Annotated in this window: 13 protein-coding genes and 1 pseudogene; 5 read left to right on the top strand and 9 right to left on the bottom strand. The window is 34.4% G+C overall.

Going from position 1 to position 17,433, the window contains the following annotated elements; all coding sequences use genetic code 11:
- Nucleotides 1–62: 62 nt before the first annotated feature.
- Complete coding sequence (locus tag ABD745_RS20630; RefSeq protein WP_344834670.1) at nucleotides 63–1,625, top strand: MFS transporter; 1,563 nt, start codon at nucleotides 63–65, stop codon at nucleotides 1,623–1,625.
- A gap of 21 nt (nucleotides 1,626–1,646) precedes the next feature.
- Nucleotides 1,647–3,029 (top strand): annotated as a pseudogene (locus tag ABD745_RS20635) (aldehyde dehydrogenase); the annotation flags it as partial.
- 34 nt (nucleotides 3,030–3,063) lie between these two features.
- Here ABD745_RS20635 and ABD745_RS20640 read toward each other — a convergent pair.
- Nucleotides 3,064–3,636: a thioredoxin family protein gene (locus tag ABD745_RS20640; RefSeq protein ID WP_344834672.1), complete on the bottom strand. Its 573-nt coding sequence runs from the start codon at nucleotides 3,634–3,636 to the stop codon at nucleotides 3,064–3,066.
- 79 nt (nucleotides 3,637–3,715) lie between these two features.
- Here ABD745_RS20640 and ABD745_RS20645 point away from each other — a divergent pair, with 79 nt between their 5' ends.
- From ABD745_RS20645 to ABD745_RS20655, 3 genes are read left to right on the top strand one after another with little or no spacing between them, the layout of a single operon-like run.
- Nucleotides 3,716–4,594 (top strand): LpxL/LpxP family acyltransferase, encoded by an 879-nt coding sequence (locus ABD745_RS20645; RefSeq protein WP_047401843.1) that lies wholly within the window; start codon nucleotides 3,716–3,718, stop codon nucleotides 4,592–4,594.
- Nucleotides 4,595–5,581, top strand: coding sequence for a glycosyltransferase family 2 protein (locus tag ABD745_RS20650; protein WP_344834675.1), 987 nt, complete (start codon nucleotides 4,595–4,597; stop codon nucleotides 5,579–5,581).
- A 59-nt stretch (nucleotides 5,582–5,640) separates the two neighbouring features.
- Nucleotides 5,641–6,195 carry an exonuclease domain-containing protein gene (locus ABD745_RS20655; RefSeq protein WP_047401841.1) on the top strand — a complete coding sequence of 185 codons (555 nt, stop codon included), beginning with the start codon at nucleotides 5,641–5,643 and terminating at the stop codon, nucleotides 6,193–6,195.
- Nucleotides 6,196–6,225: 30 nt separating this feature from the next.
- Here ABD745_RS20655 and apaG read toward each other — a convergent pair whose 3' ends face one another.
- From apaG to glgB, 8 genes are all read right to left on the bottom strand, one after another.
- A complete protein-coding gene (gene apaG / locus ABD745_RS20660; RefSeq protein ID WP_344834679.1) occupies nucleotides 6,226–6,615 on the bottom strand; it encodes a Co2+/Mg2+ efflux protein ApaG in 390 nt (129 codons plus the stop codon).
- Nucleotides 6,616–6,696: 81 nt separating this feature from the next.
- A complete protein-coding gene (gene odhB, locus ABD745_RS20665) occupies nucleotides 6,697–7,962 on the bottom strand; it encodes a 2-oxoglutarate dehydrogenase complex dihydrolipoyllysine-residue succinyltransferase (RefSeq protein WP_047401839.1) in 1,266 nt (421 codons plus the stop codon).
- 38 nt (nucleotides 7,963–8,000) lie between these two features.
- Nucleotides 8,001–10,814 (bottom strand): 2-oxoglutarate dehydrogenase E1 component, encoded by a 2,814-nt coding sequence (locus tag ABD745_RS20670; RefSeq protein WP_344834682.1) that lies wholly within the window; start codon nucleotides 10,812–10,814, stop codon nucleotides 8,001–8,003.
- 124 nt (nucleotides 10,815–10,938) lie between these two features.
- Complete coding sequence (locus ABD745_RS20675; RefSeq protein ID WP_344834685.1) at nucleotides 10,939–11,979, bottom strand: SRPBCC domain-containing protein; 1,041 nt, start codon at nucleotides 11,977–11,979, stop codon at nucleotides 10,939–10,941.
- A 71-nt stretch (nucleotides 11,980–12,050) separates the two neighbouring features.
- Complete coding sequence (locus tag ABD745_RS20680) at nucleotides 12,051–13,319, bottom strand: glucose-1-phosphate adenylyltransferase (protein WP_344834686.1); 1,269 nt, start codon at nucleotides 13,317–13,319, stop codon at nucleotides 12,051–12,053.
- Between the two features lie 16 nt (nucleotides 13,320–13,335).
- Nucleotides 13,336–13,866 carry an FEKKY domain-containing protein gene (locus tag ABD745_RS20685; RefSeq protein ID WP_344834687.1) on the bottom strand — a complete coding sequence of 177 codons (531 nt, stop codon included), beginning with the start codon at nucleotides 13,864–13,866 and terminating at the stop codon, nucleotides 13,336–13,338.
- 1 nt (nucleotide 13,867) lies between these two features.
- Nucleotides 13,868–15,274, bottom strand: a complete 1,407-nt coding sequence (locus ABD745_RS20690) for a glycogen synthase (RefSeq protein ID WP_344834689.1) — start codon at nucleotides 15,272–15,274, stop codon at nucleotides 13,868–13,870.
- A gap of 9 nt (nucleotides 15,275–15,283) precedes the next feature.
- The gene (glgB, locus tag ABD745_RS20695; protein WP_344834692.1) at nucleotides 15,284–17,233 is read right to left on the bottom strand and encodes a 1,4-alpha-glucan branching protein GlgB; all 1,950 of its coding nucleotides are present in this window, start codon (nucleotides 17,231–17,233) and stop codon (nucleotides 15,284–15,286) included.
- Between the last annotated feature and the right edge of the window lie 200 nt (nucleotides 17,234–17,433).

Raw genomic sequence — 17,433 nt, forward strand, 5'->3', positions numbered from 1 at the left:
TTTATCATTTTACCTTTATATCTTTTGCCCTTTTGTCTTTTCGCATTTTGTTTAAAAAAATCATGCAGCACAATACAATTTATCATCAATGGGTACCACAATGGCTGAAACTGCCTCTTTTGGTTCTGGCGCTTTTCCCCCACCTGATGTTGTTGTCGATATTACATTCTAATAGCGCCTTCACATCTTCTTTTATGGATGTAGATTCAGACGACATCCAATACTTAATGATTTTGATGTATGGGACATTTGTGGTTACCCTTTTAGTGATACAGCGGTTTATGGCCTATTTCAGCGTAAAATATTATGTTTTGCTGATGTCTTCCATTTCCGTTATTATTCTCTACCTTTTGTCCGTCACAAGTAATTATCATATCATTTTAGTGATCAGATTTTTAGAAGGAATTTTCGGGGTATTGGAAGGAGCTATTTTTTTACCGTTAATTATTGCTGAATTAAAAACCAGACACGCCAAAATCATCGCCTATCTTTTCATGTACACGATCATGTTAACGGGTGGAACGATCACAACTTCTTTATTAAAATCAAGCATTCAGGATTACGATTTTCAGCATATGATCTTAATGATGGTTTATTTTCATATTTTTATTTTGATTATCGGAATTGCGATTTTCAACAGAAATAGATTTTTCCCGAAAAAACCTCTGTATCAATTAGATACCACAAGCTGGTTCTTACTTTGGACTTGTCTGCAATCGGGAGGTTATGCTATTATTTATGGAAAAAGGCTGATGTGGTTTGAATCGGATACGATTATCATATGTCTTTTCATTTTCTTGATTTCAGGAGGATTATTCATGTTAAAACAAAGGAATTCCAAACGACCACTTTTTCATTTTGAAGTTTTCAGTTCCAAAAATGTGATTGTAGGAATGTTATTATTCTTCATATTTTACTTAATCCGTTCAGGCTTAAATAATGTGTATATTATTATGGCAACAGTCTGGAAATGGCCGTGGGATTACATCGTTGACATTCAGTACTGGAATGTTTTCGGAACACTTTTAGGTGTTTTTATATCAGGAATTTGTTTAACGAAAGGCGTTTCCTCAAGAATCGTTTTCTTCACAGGATTTTTATTATTAGCAGTTGATTGTGCCTGGTTTACTTACACTTTTTATCCCGACACTACCCTTTCAACGATTTGTCCGCCTTTATTTTTGCAGGGAATTGCGCAGGGTTTATTATTTACACCTTTAGTTTTCTTTTTGATTTCCGGAATGCCTGAAGAATATGTTGCCAATGCAACAGCTTTAGGAACAACCACCCGTTTCTGGACAACCGCAATCGGATACGCCTTAATGCAAAATCTGATGTTATTTTTAACATTAAAACATTCGGATGCTTTGAGTTATAATTTAACAGATACCAATCCTGTCTTCTACTCACAATGGAATCAGATTTTCGGAGCTAATATTTCAAAAATGCCGGTTAATGAGTCTTTATCAATGACTATAGGGGTTTTTAAAGCAAAAATTAATGCACAGGCAATCTTGCTTTCCAATATGGAAATTTTCACAGGATTATTTTGGTTAGCATTAATTACAGCATTGCTTTTATTATTATATCATCCTGTAAAAATCGCGATCAGAAATATTATGTAAAGTTTAGGCAGAAAATTTGCATTAATTTCTGAAATTCATCGTATGGAAATTAAGGAAATCGTAACAAAACAAAAAGATTTTTTCAAGACACAGCAAACGAAAAATATAAAATTTCGGAAAATGTACCTTGAAAAACTCAAAGATTTAATTATTAAAAATGAAAACCTTTTGTACGAAGCGATTTACAAAGATTTCGGCAAATCAAAGTTTGATACTTTTACTACGGAGATTTCCTTTATTTTAAATGATATTAATTATTATTTAAAGAATTTAAAATCACTTTCAAAACCTAAAAAAGTAAGAACTAATCTTGTCAATCAAATCGGAAAAAGCAGGATTCATTCTGAACCTCTAGGAAATATTTTGGTAATTGGAGCCTGGAATTATCCTTATCAATTGTCGATTTCTCCTATTATTGCAGCTTTGGTAGCCGGAAATTGCTGTATTTTAAAACCAAGTGAAATTGCAGAAAATACGATGAAAGCAATGGCAAAAATTATCAATGAAAATTTTCCACCGGAATATTTATACGTTTACGAAGGCGGAATTGATGAAACAACAGAACTTTTAAAACTAAAATTCGACAAAATATTTTTTACAGGAAGCTCAAAAGTTGGGAAAATTGTCTACAAAGCGGCTGCAGAAAACTTAACTCCCGTTACTTTAGAATTAGGTGGAAAATCTCCTGCGATCATTACAAAAGATGCCAATCTTGAAGTGGCTGCTAAAAGAATTGTCTGGGGGAAATTTGTAAATGCAGGTCAGACCTGCGTCGCTCCGGATTATTTATTGGTCGAAGAATCTGTGCAGGAACAATTTTTGGAAACGCTTAGAAATTATATTAAAAAATTCAATTATCAACCTGATTCTGAACATTACACCAGAATTATTAATCAAAAGAATTTTGAAAGATTAATCAAATTAATTGATAAAAATAAAATTTACTTTGGCGGAAATTTCAACAAAGAAAAATTATATATCGAACCTACGATTTTAATGGACATCAATTGGAAAGATGACGTGATGCAGGAAGAAATTTTCGGACCGATTTTACCTGTGCTTTCTTTTAATAATCTTAATCTTATTTTAAATGAAATTTTAGAACTGGAAAAACCTCTTGCCGCTTATTTATTCACCAATAATTCTGAAGAAAAAGAAAATTTCACAAAGAAGCTTTCCTTTGGAGGTGGCTGTATCAATGATGTCATGATGCATTTGGGAAATGAAAATCTTCCATTCGGCGGTGTTGGCAATTCCGGAATTGGAAATTATCATGGGAAATTCGGTTTTGAAACTTTTTCTCATCAAAAAGCTATTTTAGAAAAAGTAACTTGGGGAGAACCCAACATTAAATATCCTCCATATCTTGAGAAAAACCTAAATTGGATCAAAAGATTCCTTTAAAAACAAAAACCGGGAAAATTTCCCGGTTTTTCTATTATGATTTCTTAGGAGCCCATTGATTAAAGAACTCTTTCACTTTTTCAAGGCTGTATCCTTTTCCTTCCTCCAAAACATCACTTTGCTGAACATGGATCATTTTTCCGTTTTTATCCAAAACAATGAAAACCGGATAGCCGAATTTCTCCCCCGGATTACCATATTTTGCAAATGTTTTTTCATTTTTATTTTCCGGAGAATAATTTAAATGATAATAAATGTAATTTTTATCAACAATATTCTTCAATTCCGGTGTTGTCTGCACATACTGATTAAATCTTAAACACCAGATACACCAGTTTCCACCCGCCTGAATCATGATGTTTTTCTTTTCCTTTTTGGCTTTTGCAATTAGATTTTGAATATCTTTTTCTGGATCAGCCTTCGCATCATAAGGTTTTGGCAGTTTTGCTTTTTCTTCTGCAGCTTTTTTCTTTGCATCCAGTTCCGCATGATCGGCTTTTACCAATAATGTTTTATCCTTGTCCCTATCTTCAGGTTTATCCTTTAATTCCTGAGAAAAAGCAAAAAAACTTAATCCCAAAAATGCTATTAACGATAATTTTTTCATAACATAAAAATAAAAAAATAATAGTTATTATCAGCAAAAATAGAACCATAATTTTATTATCCGTAAATTTGCCTGTTTTATGAATTTCCTGATCAAAATATTATACCTGATTTCTAAGCTTCCGCTGAAAATATTATACATTTTTTCGGACATTATATTCTTTTTGAATTATTATCTCGTGGGTTATAGAAAAAATGTAATCACGAATAATTTAAAGAATTCATTTCCTGAAAAATCTGAAGACGAAATCAAAGAAATTAGAAAAAAGTTCTATCTTAATTTCTCAGATTATTTGGCTGAGACTGTAAAATCATTTAGTATTTCTGAGCTGGAATCCCGTGTCAGAATGCAGCATATCAATCAGCACTTATTCCACGAAGCTAAAGCTGAAGGCAAGAATATTATTCTAATGGCTGGGCATGTTTTTAACTGGGAATGGATGAATGCTTTAGCTACCATCACACCGCAAAAAAACTCTCATCCTGTTTACAGAAGGGTAAACAGCAGTTTTTGGGAAGATCAGATGAAGAAAGTCCGCAATAAATTCGGAAATGAAGCACTGGAAGCAAATGAAGTTATTTTAAATATTTTCAGAAAACAGAATGACGGTGAATCGATCTATATGTTTGTAGCAGACCAGACTCCCCACGTTTCTCATGTCAACTATGGGCTACAATTTCTAAATCAGAAAACACCCGCTTTTATCGGTTATGATAAACTGGCAACAAGAATGGATCTTATTTTCATTTACTGTGAAATGAAGAAGGTAAAAAGAGGTTTTTATCAGGTAAATTACCATAGAATTTATCCCGATGGTGAAAAGTTTGTGAAAAATGAAGTGGTAAGAAAATTTCATCATTTACTTGAAAATACGATTCGTAAAAACCCTGACAATTATCTTTGGTCACACAGAAAATGGAAATATCAGGATGCTATTAAAACTTATGATGGCGAATAAATGACAGAAGAAACTAAAAATATTGCAGTTGTAATTTTAAACTGGAATGGTACAAACTGGCTTCAAAAATTCCTTCCCAGTGTAATCAAACATTCCGGATTAGCTGAAATATATGTAATTGATAATCAATCAACAGATAATTCGGTTGAATTTTTGAAAAATGAATTTCCTAGTGTAAAAATTGTCGTTAATGATAAAAATTACGGCTTTGCAGGAGGTTATAATGAAGGTTTAAAGGAAATTAAAAGTGAATATTACTGCCTTCTCAACTCTGATGTAGAAGTTACAGAAAACTGGATCGAACCTGTTTTGAATTTATTTGAAAAAGATTTAGCAATTTCCGCTATTCAGCCTAAAATTTTATCCTTCAACAATAAAAATTATTTTGAATTTGCCGGGGCTGCAGGTGGTTTGATCGATAATCTCGGTTATCCCTATTGCAGAGGAAGAATTTTCGACGATTTGGAAGAAGATAAAGGACAGTATGATGATGAAACAGAGATTTTCTGGGCTTCAGGATGTTGTTTATTTATCCGTTCAAAAGATTTTTGGGAGCAGAAAGGTTTTGATGAAAGATTTTTTGCACATCAGGAGGAAATTGATCTTTGCTGGAGGTTAATCAATTCCGGAAAGAAGGTTTTTTATACTGGAAAATCTAAAGTCTATCACGTCGGAGGTGGAACTTTAAATAAGCAAAACGCTCAAAAAACATATTTAAATATCAGAAATAATCTTTCTATGATGTTGAAAAATCTATCTTTTCCTAAACTAATTGGATTGATTTTTTTCCGATTATGTTTAGATGGAATTGCAGGAATTTATTTTGGTTTAAAACAAGGTTTTCCACATCTTTGGGCAGTTGTAAGAGCTCATTTTGCATTTTACGGACAAGCTCCGGGAACTTGGAGATTAAGACAAAAACATCAGAAGGATAAATTTTACCAATCAAAATGGTTGATTTTTAAACATTTTCTAGGTGGAAAATAATTCTTAAATTATATTCAAATTTTACTTTAAAGATTATTACAACTCATAATTAATTTAAAATGGATTTTTGTGCATTAGATTTCGAAACCGCCACTCATGAGAAAAACTCTGCTTGTGAGCTGGGAATTTGTATTGTACAGGATTCTAAAATTGTAGAAACCAAAACCTGGCTGATAAAACCTCCCAGTTACCCATATTTTAGCAGATTTAATGTTGATGTCCACGGAATTGTTCCTGATGATGTGAAAAACTCTCCTACTTTTGACGAAATCTGGTACGAAGTTGAAGAAATGATGTACGGAACTTTAATGATTGCTCACAATGCAAGTTTTGATGCAGGAGTTTTGCGTGGATGTCTGGATTATTATGGAATGTTTACTCCGAAACTGGACTATTTATGCAGTATTCAGTTAGCCAAAAAATCATGGAATTATTTACCCAAATATGGTTTAAAACATTTAGCAGAGCACCATCAAATTAAATTTAACCATCACAGAGCAGGTGATGATGCGGAAGTCTGTGCAAAAATTTCTTTACTTGCTTTTGAAAAACTATTTCTCACCAGCAATGAAGAAGTTTCAGAATATATGAAGCTGAAGATTAAAAAACTTTAAATCTCCTTCTCACTACCCACCTTTTTTGCCTTAATTACTTAAGACTTCGGACAACAAATTAAACTTAGGAATATCTATTTCAAAATTTTCCTGAGTTTCCATGTTTTTAACCAAGTATTTTCCGCTCATATTTCCCACTCCGGAACGAAGCATTACATTCGAGAAATAAGCAAAATTTTCATTTGAAGGGATCTCAGGTGTTAAACCAATCACTCCATCACCGATAATTTCCGTATATCCAAAACCAACATCGAAGATCAGCCATTTTCTTTTAAGAATTTTTATAGGAAAATTTCCAACATTTTCAATCGTTATGCTATATTTAAAAACGTATCTGTTTTCGGACGGAAAACTGTTTTTACTATCATATTCAGGTATTACTGAAACTTTGATATTTGAGGTCGTTTTAGAGAACATCATCTTAGTATTTCTTAAATAAATACAAAAATCTCGCCTTTTTGGGGCGAGATTTGAAATTTATATTATAATTTTCTTAAGAACTTATAATCCAAGACCTTTTCTTTCGTCTCCTCCCATTAAAATAGCAACAGGATTGTCGATAGCTTCTTTTACCGCAACAAGGAATCCTACAGACTCTTTACCGTCGATAATTCTGTGGTCATAAGACATTGCAACATACATCATTGGACGAATTACAACTTGCCCGTCAACAGCAACCGGTCTTTGAATAATGTTGTGCATTCCCAAGATTGCAGATTGAGGAGGGTTGATAATCGGTGTAGACATCATAGATCCGAAAGTACCACCGTTTGTAATAGTGAAAGTACCCCCTGTCATTTCGTCAACAGTGATTTTTCCGTCTCTTACTTTGATAGCCAAATCTTTGATGTTTGCTTCAACGCTCTGGAAAGACATATTTTCAGCATTTCTCAATACAGGAACCATTAATCCTTTAGGACCTGAAACCGCAATTGAAATATCGCAGAAATCATAGTTTATTTTGAAATCTCCGTCGATAGATGCATTTACATCAGGATACAGCTGTAATGCTCTTGTAACCGCTTTTGTGAAGAAAGACATGAAACCAAGTCCTACTCCATGCTTTTGAGCAAATTCTTCTTTATATTGTTTTCTCAGTCTAAAGATTTCAGACATGTCAACTTCATTGAAAGTCGTTAACATTGCCGTTTCATTCTTTACAGAAACTAATCTCTGAGCAATTTTTCTTCTAAGAACTGAAAGTTTAGTTGTAGTAGTAGATCTAGAACCTGTAGCAGAAATAGGATTTCCTCCCAATGCAGGAACAGCAGCTAATTCAGCGTCAGATTTAGAGATTCTTCCATCTCTTCCAGATCCTGAAACCTGAGAAGCATCGATACCTTTTTCGTCTAGAATTTTCTTAGCTGCAGGAGATGGAGCACCTGTTGCATAAGTCTGAGTTGCAGCAGCTGCAACTGGTTGAGCAGCAGGTTTTGGAGCTTCCTGTTTAGCTGGTTCAGCCGCTTTCGGAGCCTCCTCTTGTTTTGGAGCTTCAGCAGCAGGAGCAGCACTACCCGCAGGTTTTGCAGCATCCATATCAATTAAACAAACAACCTGTCCTACCTGTACCACGTCACCTTCTTCTGCTTTCAACGTAATAATTCCACTTTCTTCAGCTGGCAATTCAAGAGTTGCTTTGTCTGAATCTACTTCAGCGATTGGTTGATCTTTTTCTACGTAATCACCATCTTTCACAAGCCAAGTTGCAATTTCAACTTCTGTTATTGATTCGCCCGGTGAAGGAACTTTCATTTCTAAAACTGACATATCGTATTTTTTATTTTTTAAATGATTATTATTTTAAATTAAGCTGTTACAGGTCTTTTTACAGGCGCATCGTTTCTGTCGAATACTCTGTTGATCACTGCATTTTGGTTTTTCTCAAACATTTTATGACTTCCAGGAGCCGGAGCACCACTTGGTACCGGAGAAATCACCTGAATTCCTGTATCTCTGAAGTTTCTTAAGATATAAGACCAAGCTCCCATATTTTCCGGTTCTTCCTGAGCCCAGACAATTTCTTTTCTGTTTGAATATTTTTCGAAGATCGCTTCGATTGCATCTGTCTGAAGAGGATACAACTGTTCGAATCTTACCAATGCGATATTTTCAGCATTTAATTCTTCTTTTTTAGCTAATAATTCGAAGTATAATTTACCTGAACAAAGAACTAATTTTTCTACTTTTTTAGGATCTGCAGTAGGATCATCTAAAATTGGCTGGAATCCTTTGTTTGAGAAGTCTTCAAGCGGAGAAACTACTTTCGGATGTCTTAATAAAGATTTCGGACTCATTACAATTAATGGTTTTCTGAATGCCCATTTCAATTGTCTTCTCAACAAGTGGAAATAGTTTGCAGGAGAAGTAATATTCGCTACAACCATATTTTCATTTGCACAAAGCGTTAAGAATCTTTCCAATCTGGCTGAAGAGTGTTCTGCTCCTTGTCCTTCAGAACCGTGAGGCAACAACATTACCAAACCATCCTGAATTTTCCATTTTTCTTCTGCAGCAGCCAAATACTGGTCAACAATAATCTGAGCACCATTCACGAAATCTCCGAACTGAGCTTCCCAAATCGTTAATGTATTAGGAGAAGCCATCGCATAACCATAATCGAAACCTAGAACACCATATTCGGAAAGGTGAGAGTTGAATACATCGAATCTGCTTTCTGAAACCTCTTTTAAAGGCACATATTCTTCTTCAGTATCCTCAGTTTTTACAACTGCGTGTCTGTGAGAGAAAGTACCTCTTTCAACATCTTCACCTGAAATTCTCACATTGTGACCTTCTACAAGAAGTGTAGCATAAGCTAACCATTCTCCTAGAGCCCAATCTAAAGAGTTTCCTTCAATAGCTTTAATTCTGTTTTCGAAAAGTCTTGTAATTTTATTAAGGAACTTTTTATCAGCCGGAAGCGTTGACATTTTAATTGCCAATTCTTTAAGCTTTTCTAAGTCATATTTCGTATCAACAGGCAACTGAACCGCTCCTCTCTTTCCGATCGGATAGTTTGTCCAATCTTCTGCCATGAACAAATCCATTACATTTTTCTCGATCTCTTTAGAAGCATCAAAATCTTTATCTAAAAGACCTTTGAAATCGGCTTCCATTTTAGCGATCACATCGTTTGATGTAACGTTGTCTTTTAATAATTTATCTTTATAAATCTCTCTTGGATTCGGGTGCTTAGAAATTGTTTTATATAAATTAGGCTGAGTAAATCTTGGTTCATCACCTTCGTTGTGACCATATTTTCTGTATCCTAATAAATCGATATAAACATCTTTACCGAATTTAGCTCTGAAATCCGCAGCAAAATGAATTGCATGAACTACCGCTTCTGCATCATCCGCATTTACGTGCATTACAGGAGATTCTGTAACTTTCGCAACATCTGTACAATAAGTAGAAGATCTTGCATCCATATAGTTCGTTGTAAATGAAACCTGGTTATTTACAACAATATGAACCGTACCGCCAGTTTTATATCCTTCCAAAGTCATCATCTGAGCAACTTCATAAGCGATACCCTGACCAGCTAATGCACCGTCACCGTGAATAATGATTGGTAAAACCTTAGAATAGTCTTTATACTTATCATCAACTTTCGCACGGCAGATCCCTTCTACAAGGGCTGCAACCGTTTCAAGGTGAGAAGGGTTCGGAGTCAAATTGATAGCAACTTCTTCTCCAGAAGCTGTTTTTATTTTTCTTGAAGAACCTAAGTGATATTTTACGTCACCCGAGAATACATCTTCTTCAAATTCTTTACCTTCAAATTCCGAGAAAATCTGTTTGTAAGATTTACCGAAAATATTTGTCAATACATTCAGTCTACCTCTGTGAGCCATTCCTAATACAACCTCATCAACGCCCAGCTGAGAAGATCTTGAGATCAACTGATCCAATGCAGGAATCAAAGTTTCACCACCTTCTAATGAGAATCTTTTCTGACCAACAAATTTTGTGTGAAGATAATTTTCAAACGCTACCGCCTGATTTAATTTTAATAAAATTTCAGTTTTTTCATTTGCAGAAAGGTTTGGATGGTTTTCGTTAACCTGAAGCCATTGCTTGATGAAATCTTTTTCTTCTACATTGTTGATATGCATATACTCAACACCAATAGAATCACAATAAATGTTTTCTAAATGCGTGATTAACTCCTGTAAAGTTGCAGGACCTTTCATCCCTGTTTCAACTGCACAATTGAATTTTGTATTTAAATCTGACTTATCAAGACCGAAATTTTCGATGTCCAAAGTCGGAGTATAATGTCTTCTTTCTCTTACAGGGTTTGTTTTTGTAAACAAATGCCCTCTCATTCTGTAAGCCTCAATAAGGTTTACAACTTTGAATTCTTTTTTGATATGCTCGGGAACCTCACCATTTGAAGCTGCCTGATTTGCTTGCTGCACTACCGGAGCAGAAGCTGCCGGAACCTGAATATATTGGATGTTATCATCATCACCATAGTTTTCCAAGGCAAAATCGAAACCTTGAAAAAAGGCTTTCCATGATGGTTCTAAAGAGTCCGGGAATTTTAAGTACTGTTGGTATAAATCCTCAATTAACTGAGAATGAGCTGCGTTTAGGAATGAAAATCTGTCCATTATTACAGTTTATCTGTTATTAAAATTTGTTTGTAGAATTAATCCTCAAATTTAATAAAAAAAACCGACTTGGAACAGCCTTTAAACTATTAAAAAAACTATAAAATAAATAAATTCAGTCAATTTACTTAAATACTGATAATGAGAGCTTCATATTGACATCCTGATCATCCATCGGGCGTTCTATAAAAGTCTGACGGATATCACCAAAACGCATTTCATCATTTTTTGCCTTCTGGATAAGCTGTTGGATTGCTTTTACCCTTCCTTCGTAACTTCCTTTGTAATACATCACATAATTCTGTGTAGGATTTTGTGTTCTGAAACTAAAGTTATTATCCGTAACACCGAACTTTTTAGATAAAGGAATTCCAAGGAAATAAGACACTTCTTTGTCTTTATAATTATCTGCATCCGTGACCAAAATCGGAAACCCGAATTCGTCATCTTTTTTACCTAAATCCATCGTCGTGTAATTATAGATTTTATTATAATTCATCACGATGTTTTTGTAAAGTGCATCTTTTTTATTGGAAGTACTCACGTTGATTCCCAATAACAGCTTTTCCTCTTCTTTTTCCACCATCAGGCTGTCGTATTTTATTGCAGCCATCTGGTTATCTTTTTCGACTTTATTTCCTAAAACATTTTTAAGATTGGCCATACTTTTATCAATGTTTTCTGCAAATCTGTCTTCTGTCCAGAAGTTTTCAACCCTTCTCAATACCGATAACTTCGGAGTATGAACAACCCATGTTATATTTGTTTTTTCTGCTGAAATGGCTTTAAATTTGACCTCGACCACAGTCGGATTTTCATTTTTGTCCTCAAAAAGCTGATATCTTAATCCTTTGTTGACTTTTTCGTAACGGATAAACATTTCTCCATCTGTATCGTTTTTCGGATCTACATAACTGATGGAGCTACCCTGTCCTTCGTAAGGTGTATAATAATCGATATCAATGGATTGAGAGCTCGTAAAGAAATTATTCCAACGGGTAAAATTCTGTAAATTATTGAACTGTGAAAAGACTTTCTCCAAAGGATAATCCACTTCCTTTTCAATCTTAAAGTCTTTGCTTTCATCCACAAAATAATACATGGAAGCCGCATAAGCTCCAACCAACAAAACAATAAATATCGCTATGATCTTAAAAAAACGCATCGCACAAATGTATAGAAAATAACAAGAGTGACCAATATGTTGATCACTCTTGTTTTATGTTTTAATTAAAATTACCCAATATGAGTTCCCGGTTTCAAAATAGCACCTTTCTTCACAACAATGATTCCGTCCTGAACTGAATGTGTTCCATAATCTCCGTCTTTAAGATGTTTTCCACCGATAATTCTTACGTTATCTCCGATGTAACAGTTTTTATCTAAAATTGCTTTTTCTATATAACAATACTTCCCGATTCCCATATTGGGCAGACCTTTCCTGTCGTTAACTACAATTTCCGTAGTATCCTGATAGAAATCCGCACCCATTACATAAGAATTCACGATTGTACTACCTTTATCAATTCTGGTTCTGTTTCCAATGACTGAATTTTCAATTTTATCAGCCATAATGATACAGCCATCTCCAAAAACAGCTTTGCTTACATATGAACCGTTAATTTTCGACGGCGGAAGCATTCTCGCTCTTGTGTAAATCGGTGACGATGAGAAAAGATTAAACTGAGGAAAATCCTGACAAAGATCTAAGTTGGCTTCGTAGAAAGATTCAATTGTCCCGATATCCGTCCAATATCCTTCATACTGATAGCTTAATGTTGTATATTTTCCGATAGAATTTGGAATGATATCTTTTCCGAAATCATCTCCGGCTCCCTCTTCAAACATTTTTTTAAGAATGCTTTTCGTGAAAATATAAATTCCCATTGAAGCCAGATATTCTTTTCCTGCATGTTTATTTTCTTCGGAAACTTCAGATTTTAAGCCATCTAATAAATCGTAACCCGGTTTTTCAACAAATGAAGTAATATTTCCTTCATCATCAGAGCTTAAAATTCCGAAACCTGTCGCATCTTTAGCATTTACAGGAATAGTTGCAATGGTGACGTCGCCCCCTTTTTTAATATGAAAATCCAGCATTTCCCTGAAATCCATCTGATACAACTGGTCTCCCGAAAGAATCAAAATATAATCATAATCATACTTTTCCAAATGCTTCATCGACTGACGAACCGCATCTGCCGTTCCCTGATACCAGCTTTCATTTTCAACATTCTGCTCCGCAGCCAAAATATCCACGAAACCTTTGCTGAAAATATCAAAATGATACGAGTTCTTAATATGCGAATTTAAAGAAGCTGAATTAAACTGTGTTAAAACAAGAATTTTATTCAATCCTGAGTTTAAACAATTTGAAATAGGAATATCTACCAATCTGTATTTTCCTGCAATAGGCACAGCCGGTTTCGATCTTGAATATGTAAGAGGGAAAAGTCTCGTTCCTCTACCTCCTCCCAAAACAATGGAAATAACGTTGCGATTCATAAGTTTATGTTGCGTTTTATTTTATTAGGTTTACTGTTCTGTTTTTAATGTCCACATTTACAGTAAATGCAATTGTAGAATAATCTTTGTAAATATTTACTTTATAAAAATCATGTCTATCCAGTTCTTTGGCATCCTTTTCCACATCATCAATTTCTATATTATAACTGGCAAGTTTTTTTCTGAACATTTTATTAGTGATTAAAATATCCATAATATCCACTTGTTTCATTGTAAAATCTTCGATGTCTTTCTCATAATCTTTTTCCCAGTTTTTACCATATTTTTTCTGAAGTGCAACATTTGTTTTTTTGTTTTCAATTCTTACACTGTCCATTAATTCTTCTGTGATGACACAACCTGCAACTCTTATGGTTTTTATTTTCCATTTTTCGCTAATTCCATCTTCCAATTTAATTCTTTGAAAATTAGGATAACCGTATGATAAAAACCAATAATATCCATCTTCATGAATCATTGTACCCTCTTTCTTTTCACACGAAAAAGTTAACATTAATGCCAATAGGAAAGACAGTATTTTCAACATTTTAATTCTTATATAAAGCTATATATTTTTCTGCTGATTTCTCCCATGCAAAATCAAAATTCATATTTGCATTAATGAGATTTTTCATTTCATCTTTTTGATTATACACTAATAATGCTCTGTTCATTGCGTGAATAATATCATCAACTCCGGGATAGGTAAAATTAATTCCCGCTCCACCTGTCGAAATATCCTCTACTGTATCTCTCAAACCTCCCGTATATCTTACAATCGGAACGGTTCCGTATCTCATAGAGTACATCTGATTCAATCCGCAAGGTTCAACCCTGGAAGGCATCAGTAAAAAATCTGCCGAAGCATATATTTTATGTGAAAGATGTTCTTTATACCCTAAATCCAATGCGAAATTGGTGTAAGTATAATCGTATTCTTTCAGTTTATTTTCAATATAAGAATTTCCTGAACCCAAAATCATGATATTTAAAGCCCCGTAACTTTGTTTAATGCTTTTCCAAACTACATCAGGAAGAAAATCTGCTCCTTTTTCCGTTGCAAATCTCCCGATAAAAGCAAACAGTGGGAGCTCAGGTTTTAGACCATATTCTTTACAGAGTTTTTCTTTATTTTTTTTCTTTTGGGCAATCGCATTTTTAATATTATAATTAAAATCAAGCATTGGATCGGTTTTGGGATTCCAGACTTCCGTATCAATTCCGTTAATGATTCCGTAAGCTTTTCCGAACTCATCTCGAACCAGACTTTCCAATCCTCTGAAACTTACGAAAAGCTCTTCAAGATAGCCCTGAGAAACCGTTGTAAACGCAGTTGAACATTTAATCATACTTGCCAGAGGATTTATAAATCCGTTCCAATCCATCAAACCCCATTTGTACTGATCGAAAGAAGGCAAATAGTTTGCCATTTCCCAGCTCATCATTCCCTGATATTCACCGTTATGAATGGTTCCTATTGTTTTTACCCCTTTTAAAAACTCAAATTCACCACAATGTTCAATCATAAAAGGAACCAAACCTGTATGATAATCATGACAATGCAAAACATCCGGACGGATTTTCATTGCACTCAGCCAATGCAAAACACCGTGCTGAAAAGCCAAAAACTGAAAACTTTCATCCTGATACCCATAAGGATTTTCACGGTCTAAAAGCCCTGGAATTTTCACCATATACAATTCAAATCCCAAAACATCGGTTTTCTCTTTTAAAACCTGTACCTGAAGCATGTTTAATCCCTGATGAATGAAGCCATCAAAAACTATGTCAAACTCATGATCATAAACGAAAGGCTTGTTATACCAAGGCATAACGACTTTAGCGTCAACATCTTTTATTTTGTTCTGATATTTTGGTAAAGCTCCGACTACATCTGCCAAACCGCCCACTTTTGCTATCGGATAACACTCCGTACTTAGATGATAAACTACCATGATTCCTTTTTATCTTTTGTGTTGCTTAATTCTCTGTGATTTATATTTTTTATCTCTTTTCTGTTTCAAAATAATTCCTGCAAGAGGAGGTAAATTTAAACTGATAGATTTCGGATGATGCATATAATCCTCATACTGCTCTTTGAAAACATTAGGTTTCACTCCACTTCCTGCATATCTTTCGTCATCAGAATTAAAAATCACTTCCCAATTCGTTCCTGCGTTCACACCAATTTTATAGTCTAAAGCTTGTGGTGTTAAATTTAAAATTACCATAAAAACATCATCACGCTTTTTCCCTTTCCTTAAATATACAAAAACGGAATTATCTGCATCATCTGCCTGAATCCATTCAAAACCATTTGGATTAAACTGATTTTCGTAAAAAGCAGATTCGTATCTGTAAATATGATTTAAATCTTTAACTAAAGTCTGCAACCCTTTATGAACAGGATATTTCAGCAAATGCCAATCTAAACTCTGTTTAAAATTCCATTCATTGGTCTGTCCGAATTCATCACCCATGAAAAGCAATTTTGCTCCCGGATGCGTAAACATATACACATACAGCGTACGAAGATTGGCAAATTTCTGCCATTCATCTCCCGGCATTTTATAGATCAGACTTGCTTTTCCGTGTACTACTTCATCGTGTGACAAAGGCATCATATAATTTTCATTATACATATACATGGAGGCAAAAGTCAGTTTATGATGATGAAATTTTCTGTTATGAGGTTCTTCTTTAAAATAATTTAGTGTATCATGCATCCAGCCCATCATCCATTTCATTCCAAAACCGACACCACCATCATGAACAGGCTTCGTCAACATCGGGAAATCCGAACTTTCTTCTGCAATCGTCATGATATTATCTCCAAACTCTTTATAAACAGCCGTATTAAAATCCTGTAAAAACGCTTCTGCTTCAAGATTTACATTTCCCCCATGAATATTGGGTTCCCATTCGCCTTCATTCCTTGAATAATCAAGATGAAGCATGGATGTTACCGCATCTACACGCAATCCATCCGCATGATATCTTTCCAGCCAAAACATGGCATTTGAAACCAAGAAAGACTTCACCTCATTTCTACCATAATTGAAAATATAGGACTTCCAATCAGGATGAAAACCTTTTCGCGGATCTTCATGTTCATATAGATAAGAACCGTCAAATCTGTGCAAACCATTTGCATCACCCGGAAAATGTGAAGGAACCCAATCTAAAATTACGCCAATATCATTATTGTGAAGTTCATCAATCAAAAACATTAGATCCTGTGGCGAACCAAATCGTGAAGTCGCCGCATAAAATCCCGTAATCTGGTATCCCCAACTCGGATCATAAGGATATTCCATCACAGGCATGAATTCTACGTGGGTAAATCCCATTTCTTTCACATAAGGAACTAATTTTTCAGCTATATCCCGATAGTTCAAAAACTTTTTCGGGTCATCTCCTTCCTTCATCCAGGAAGCCAAATGAATCTCATACACCGAAATCGGAGCATTAAGACTATTTTTTTTCCAGCGGTTTTCGAGCCATTTTTTATCTCTCCACTCGTACCAGGTTGTTGAAACCATTGATGCTGCCTGAAGATTTTGTTCCCAACTCAAAGCATAAGGATCACTTTTTTCTAAAATTTCTCCCCGGGGAGTTTCTATCGCGTACTTGTACAAAGTTCCCCATGTTAAACCTGCAATAAAACCTTCCCAGATACCTGATTCATCCCATCGCGGAAATAAAATATGGTCTTTATCATTCCAGTTATTAAAGTTTCCGATAACCGAAACCTTTTTTGCATTCGGAGCCCAAACAGAGAAATAAACACCTTTTATACCGTCTTTTTCAGTAGAATGTGCGCCAAATTTATCATACAGCTTATAATGTTTACCTTCCTTAAAAAGGTAAATATCCTGATCTGTAAAAAGGGTATATGTTTTAACCGAATTCATCACGGTTTTAATTTAATTTTTTATTTTGTTTGAAACTACTAAAAATATTAACAAGAGCTGTTAAATATTATTGAAATAATTATTATGTTAAACCATTTCTATAAGATGGTTCTATCAAATATAGAGCTTTTTAATCACTCTTTCATGATTTTAAAAATAATTTGAAATAAAAAGATTTTTTATAAATTTAGCGTTTAGAA

It is taken from the genome of Chryseobacterium ginsenosidimutans (assembly GCF_039536845.1).
Classification (GTDB): Bacteria; Bacteroidota; Bacteroidia; order Flavobacteriales; family Weeksellaceae; genus Chryseobacterium; species Chryseobacterium ginsenosidimutans_B.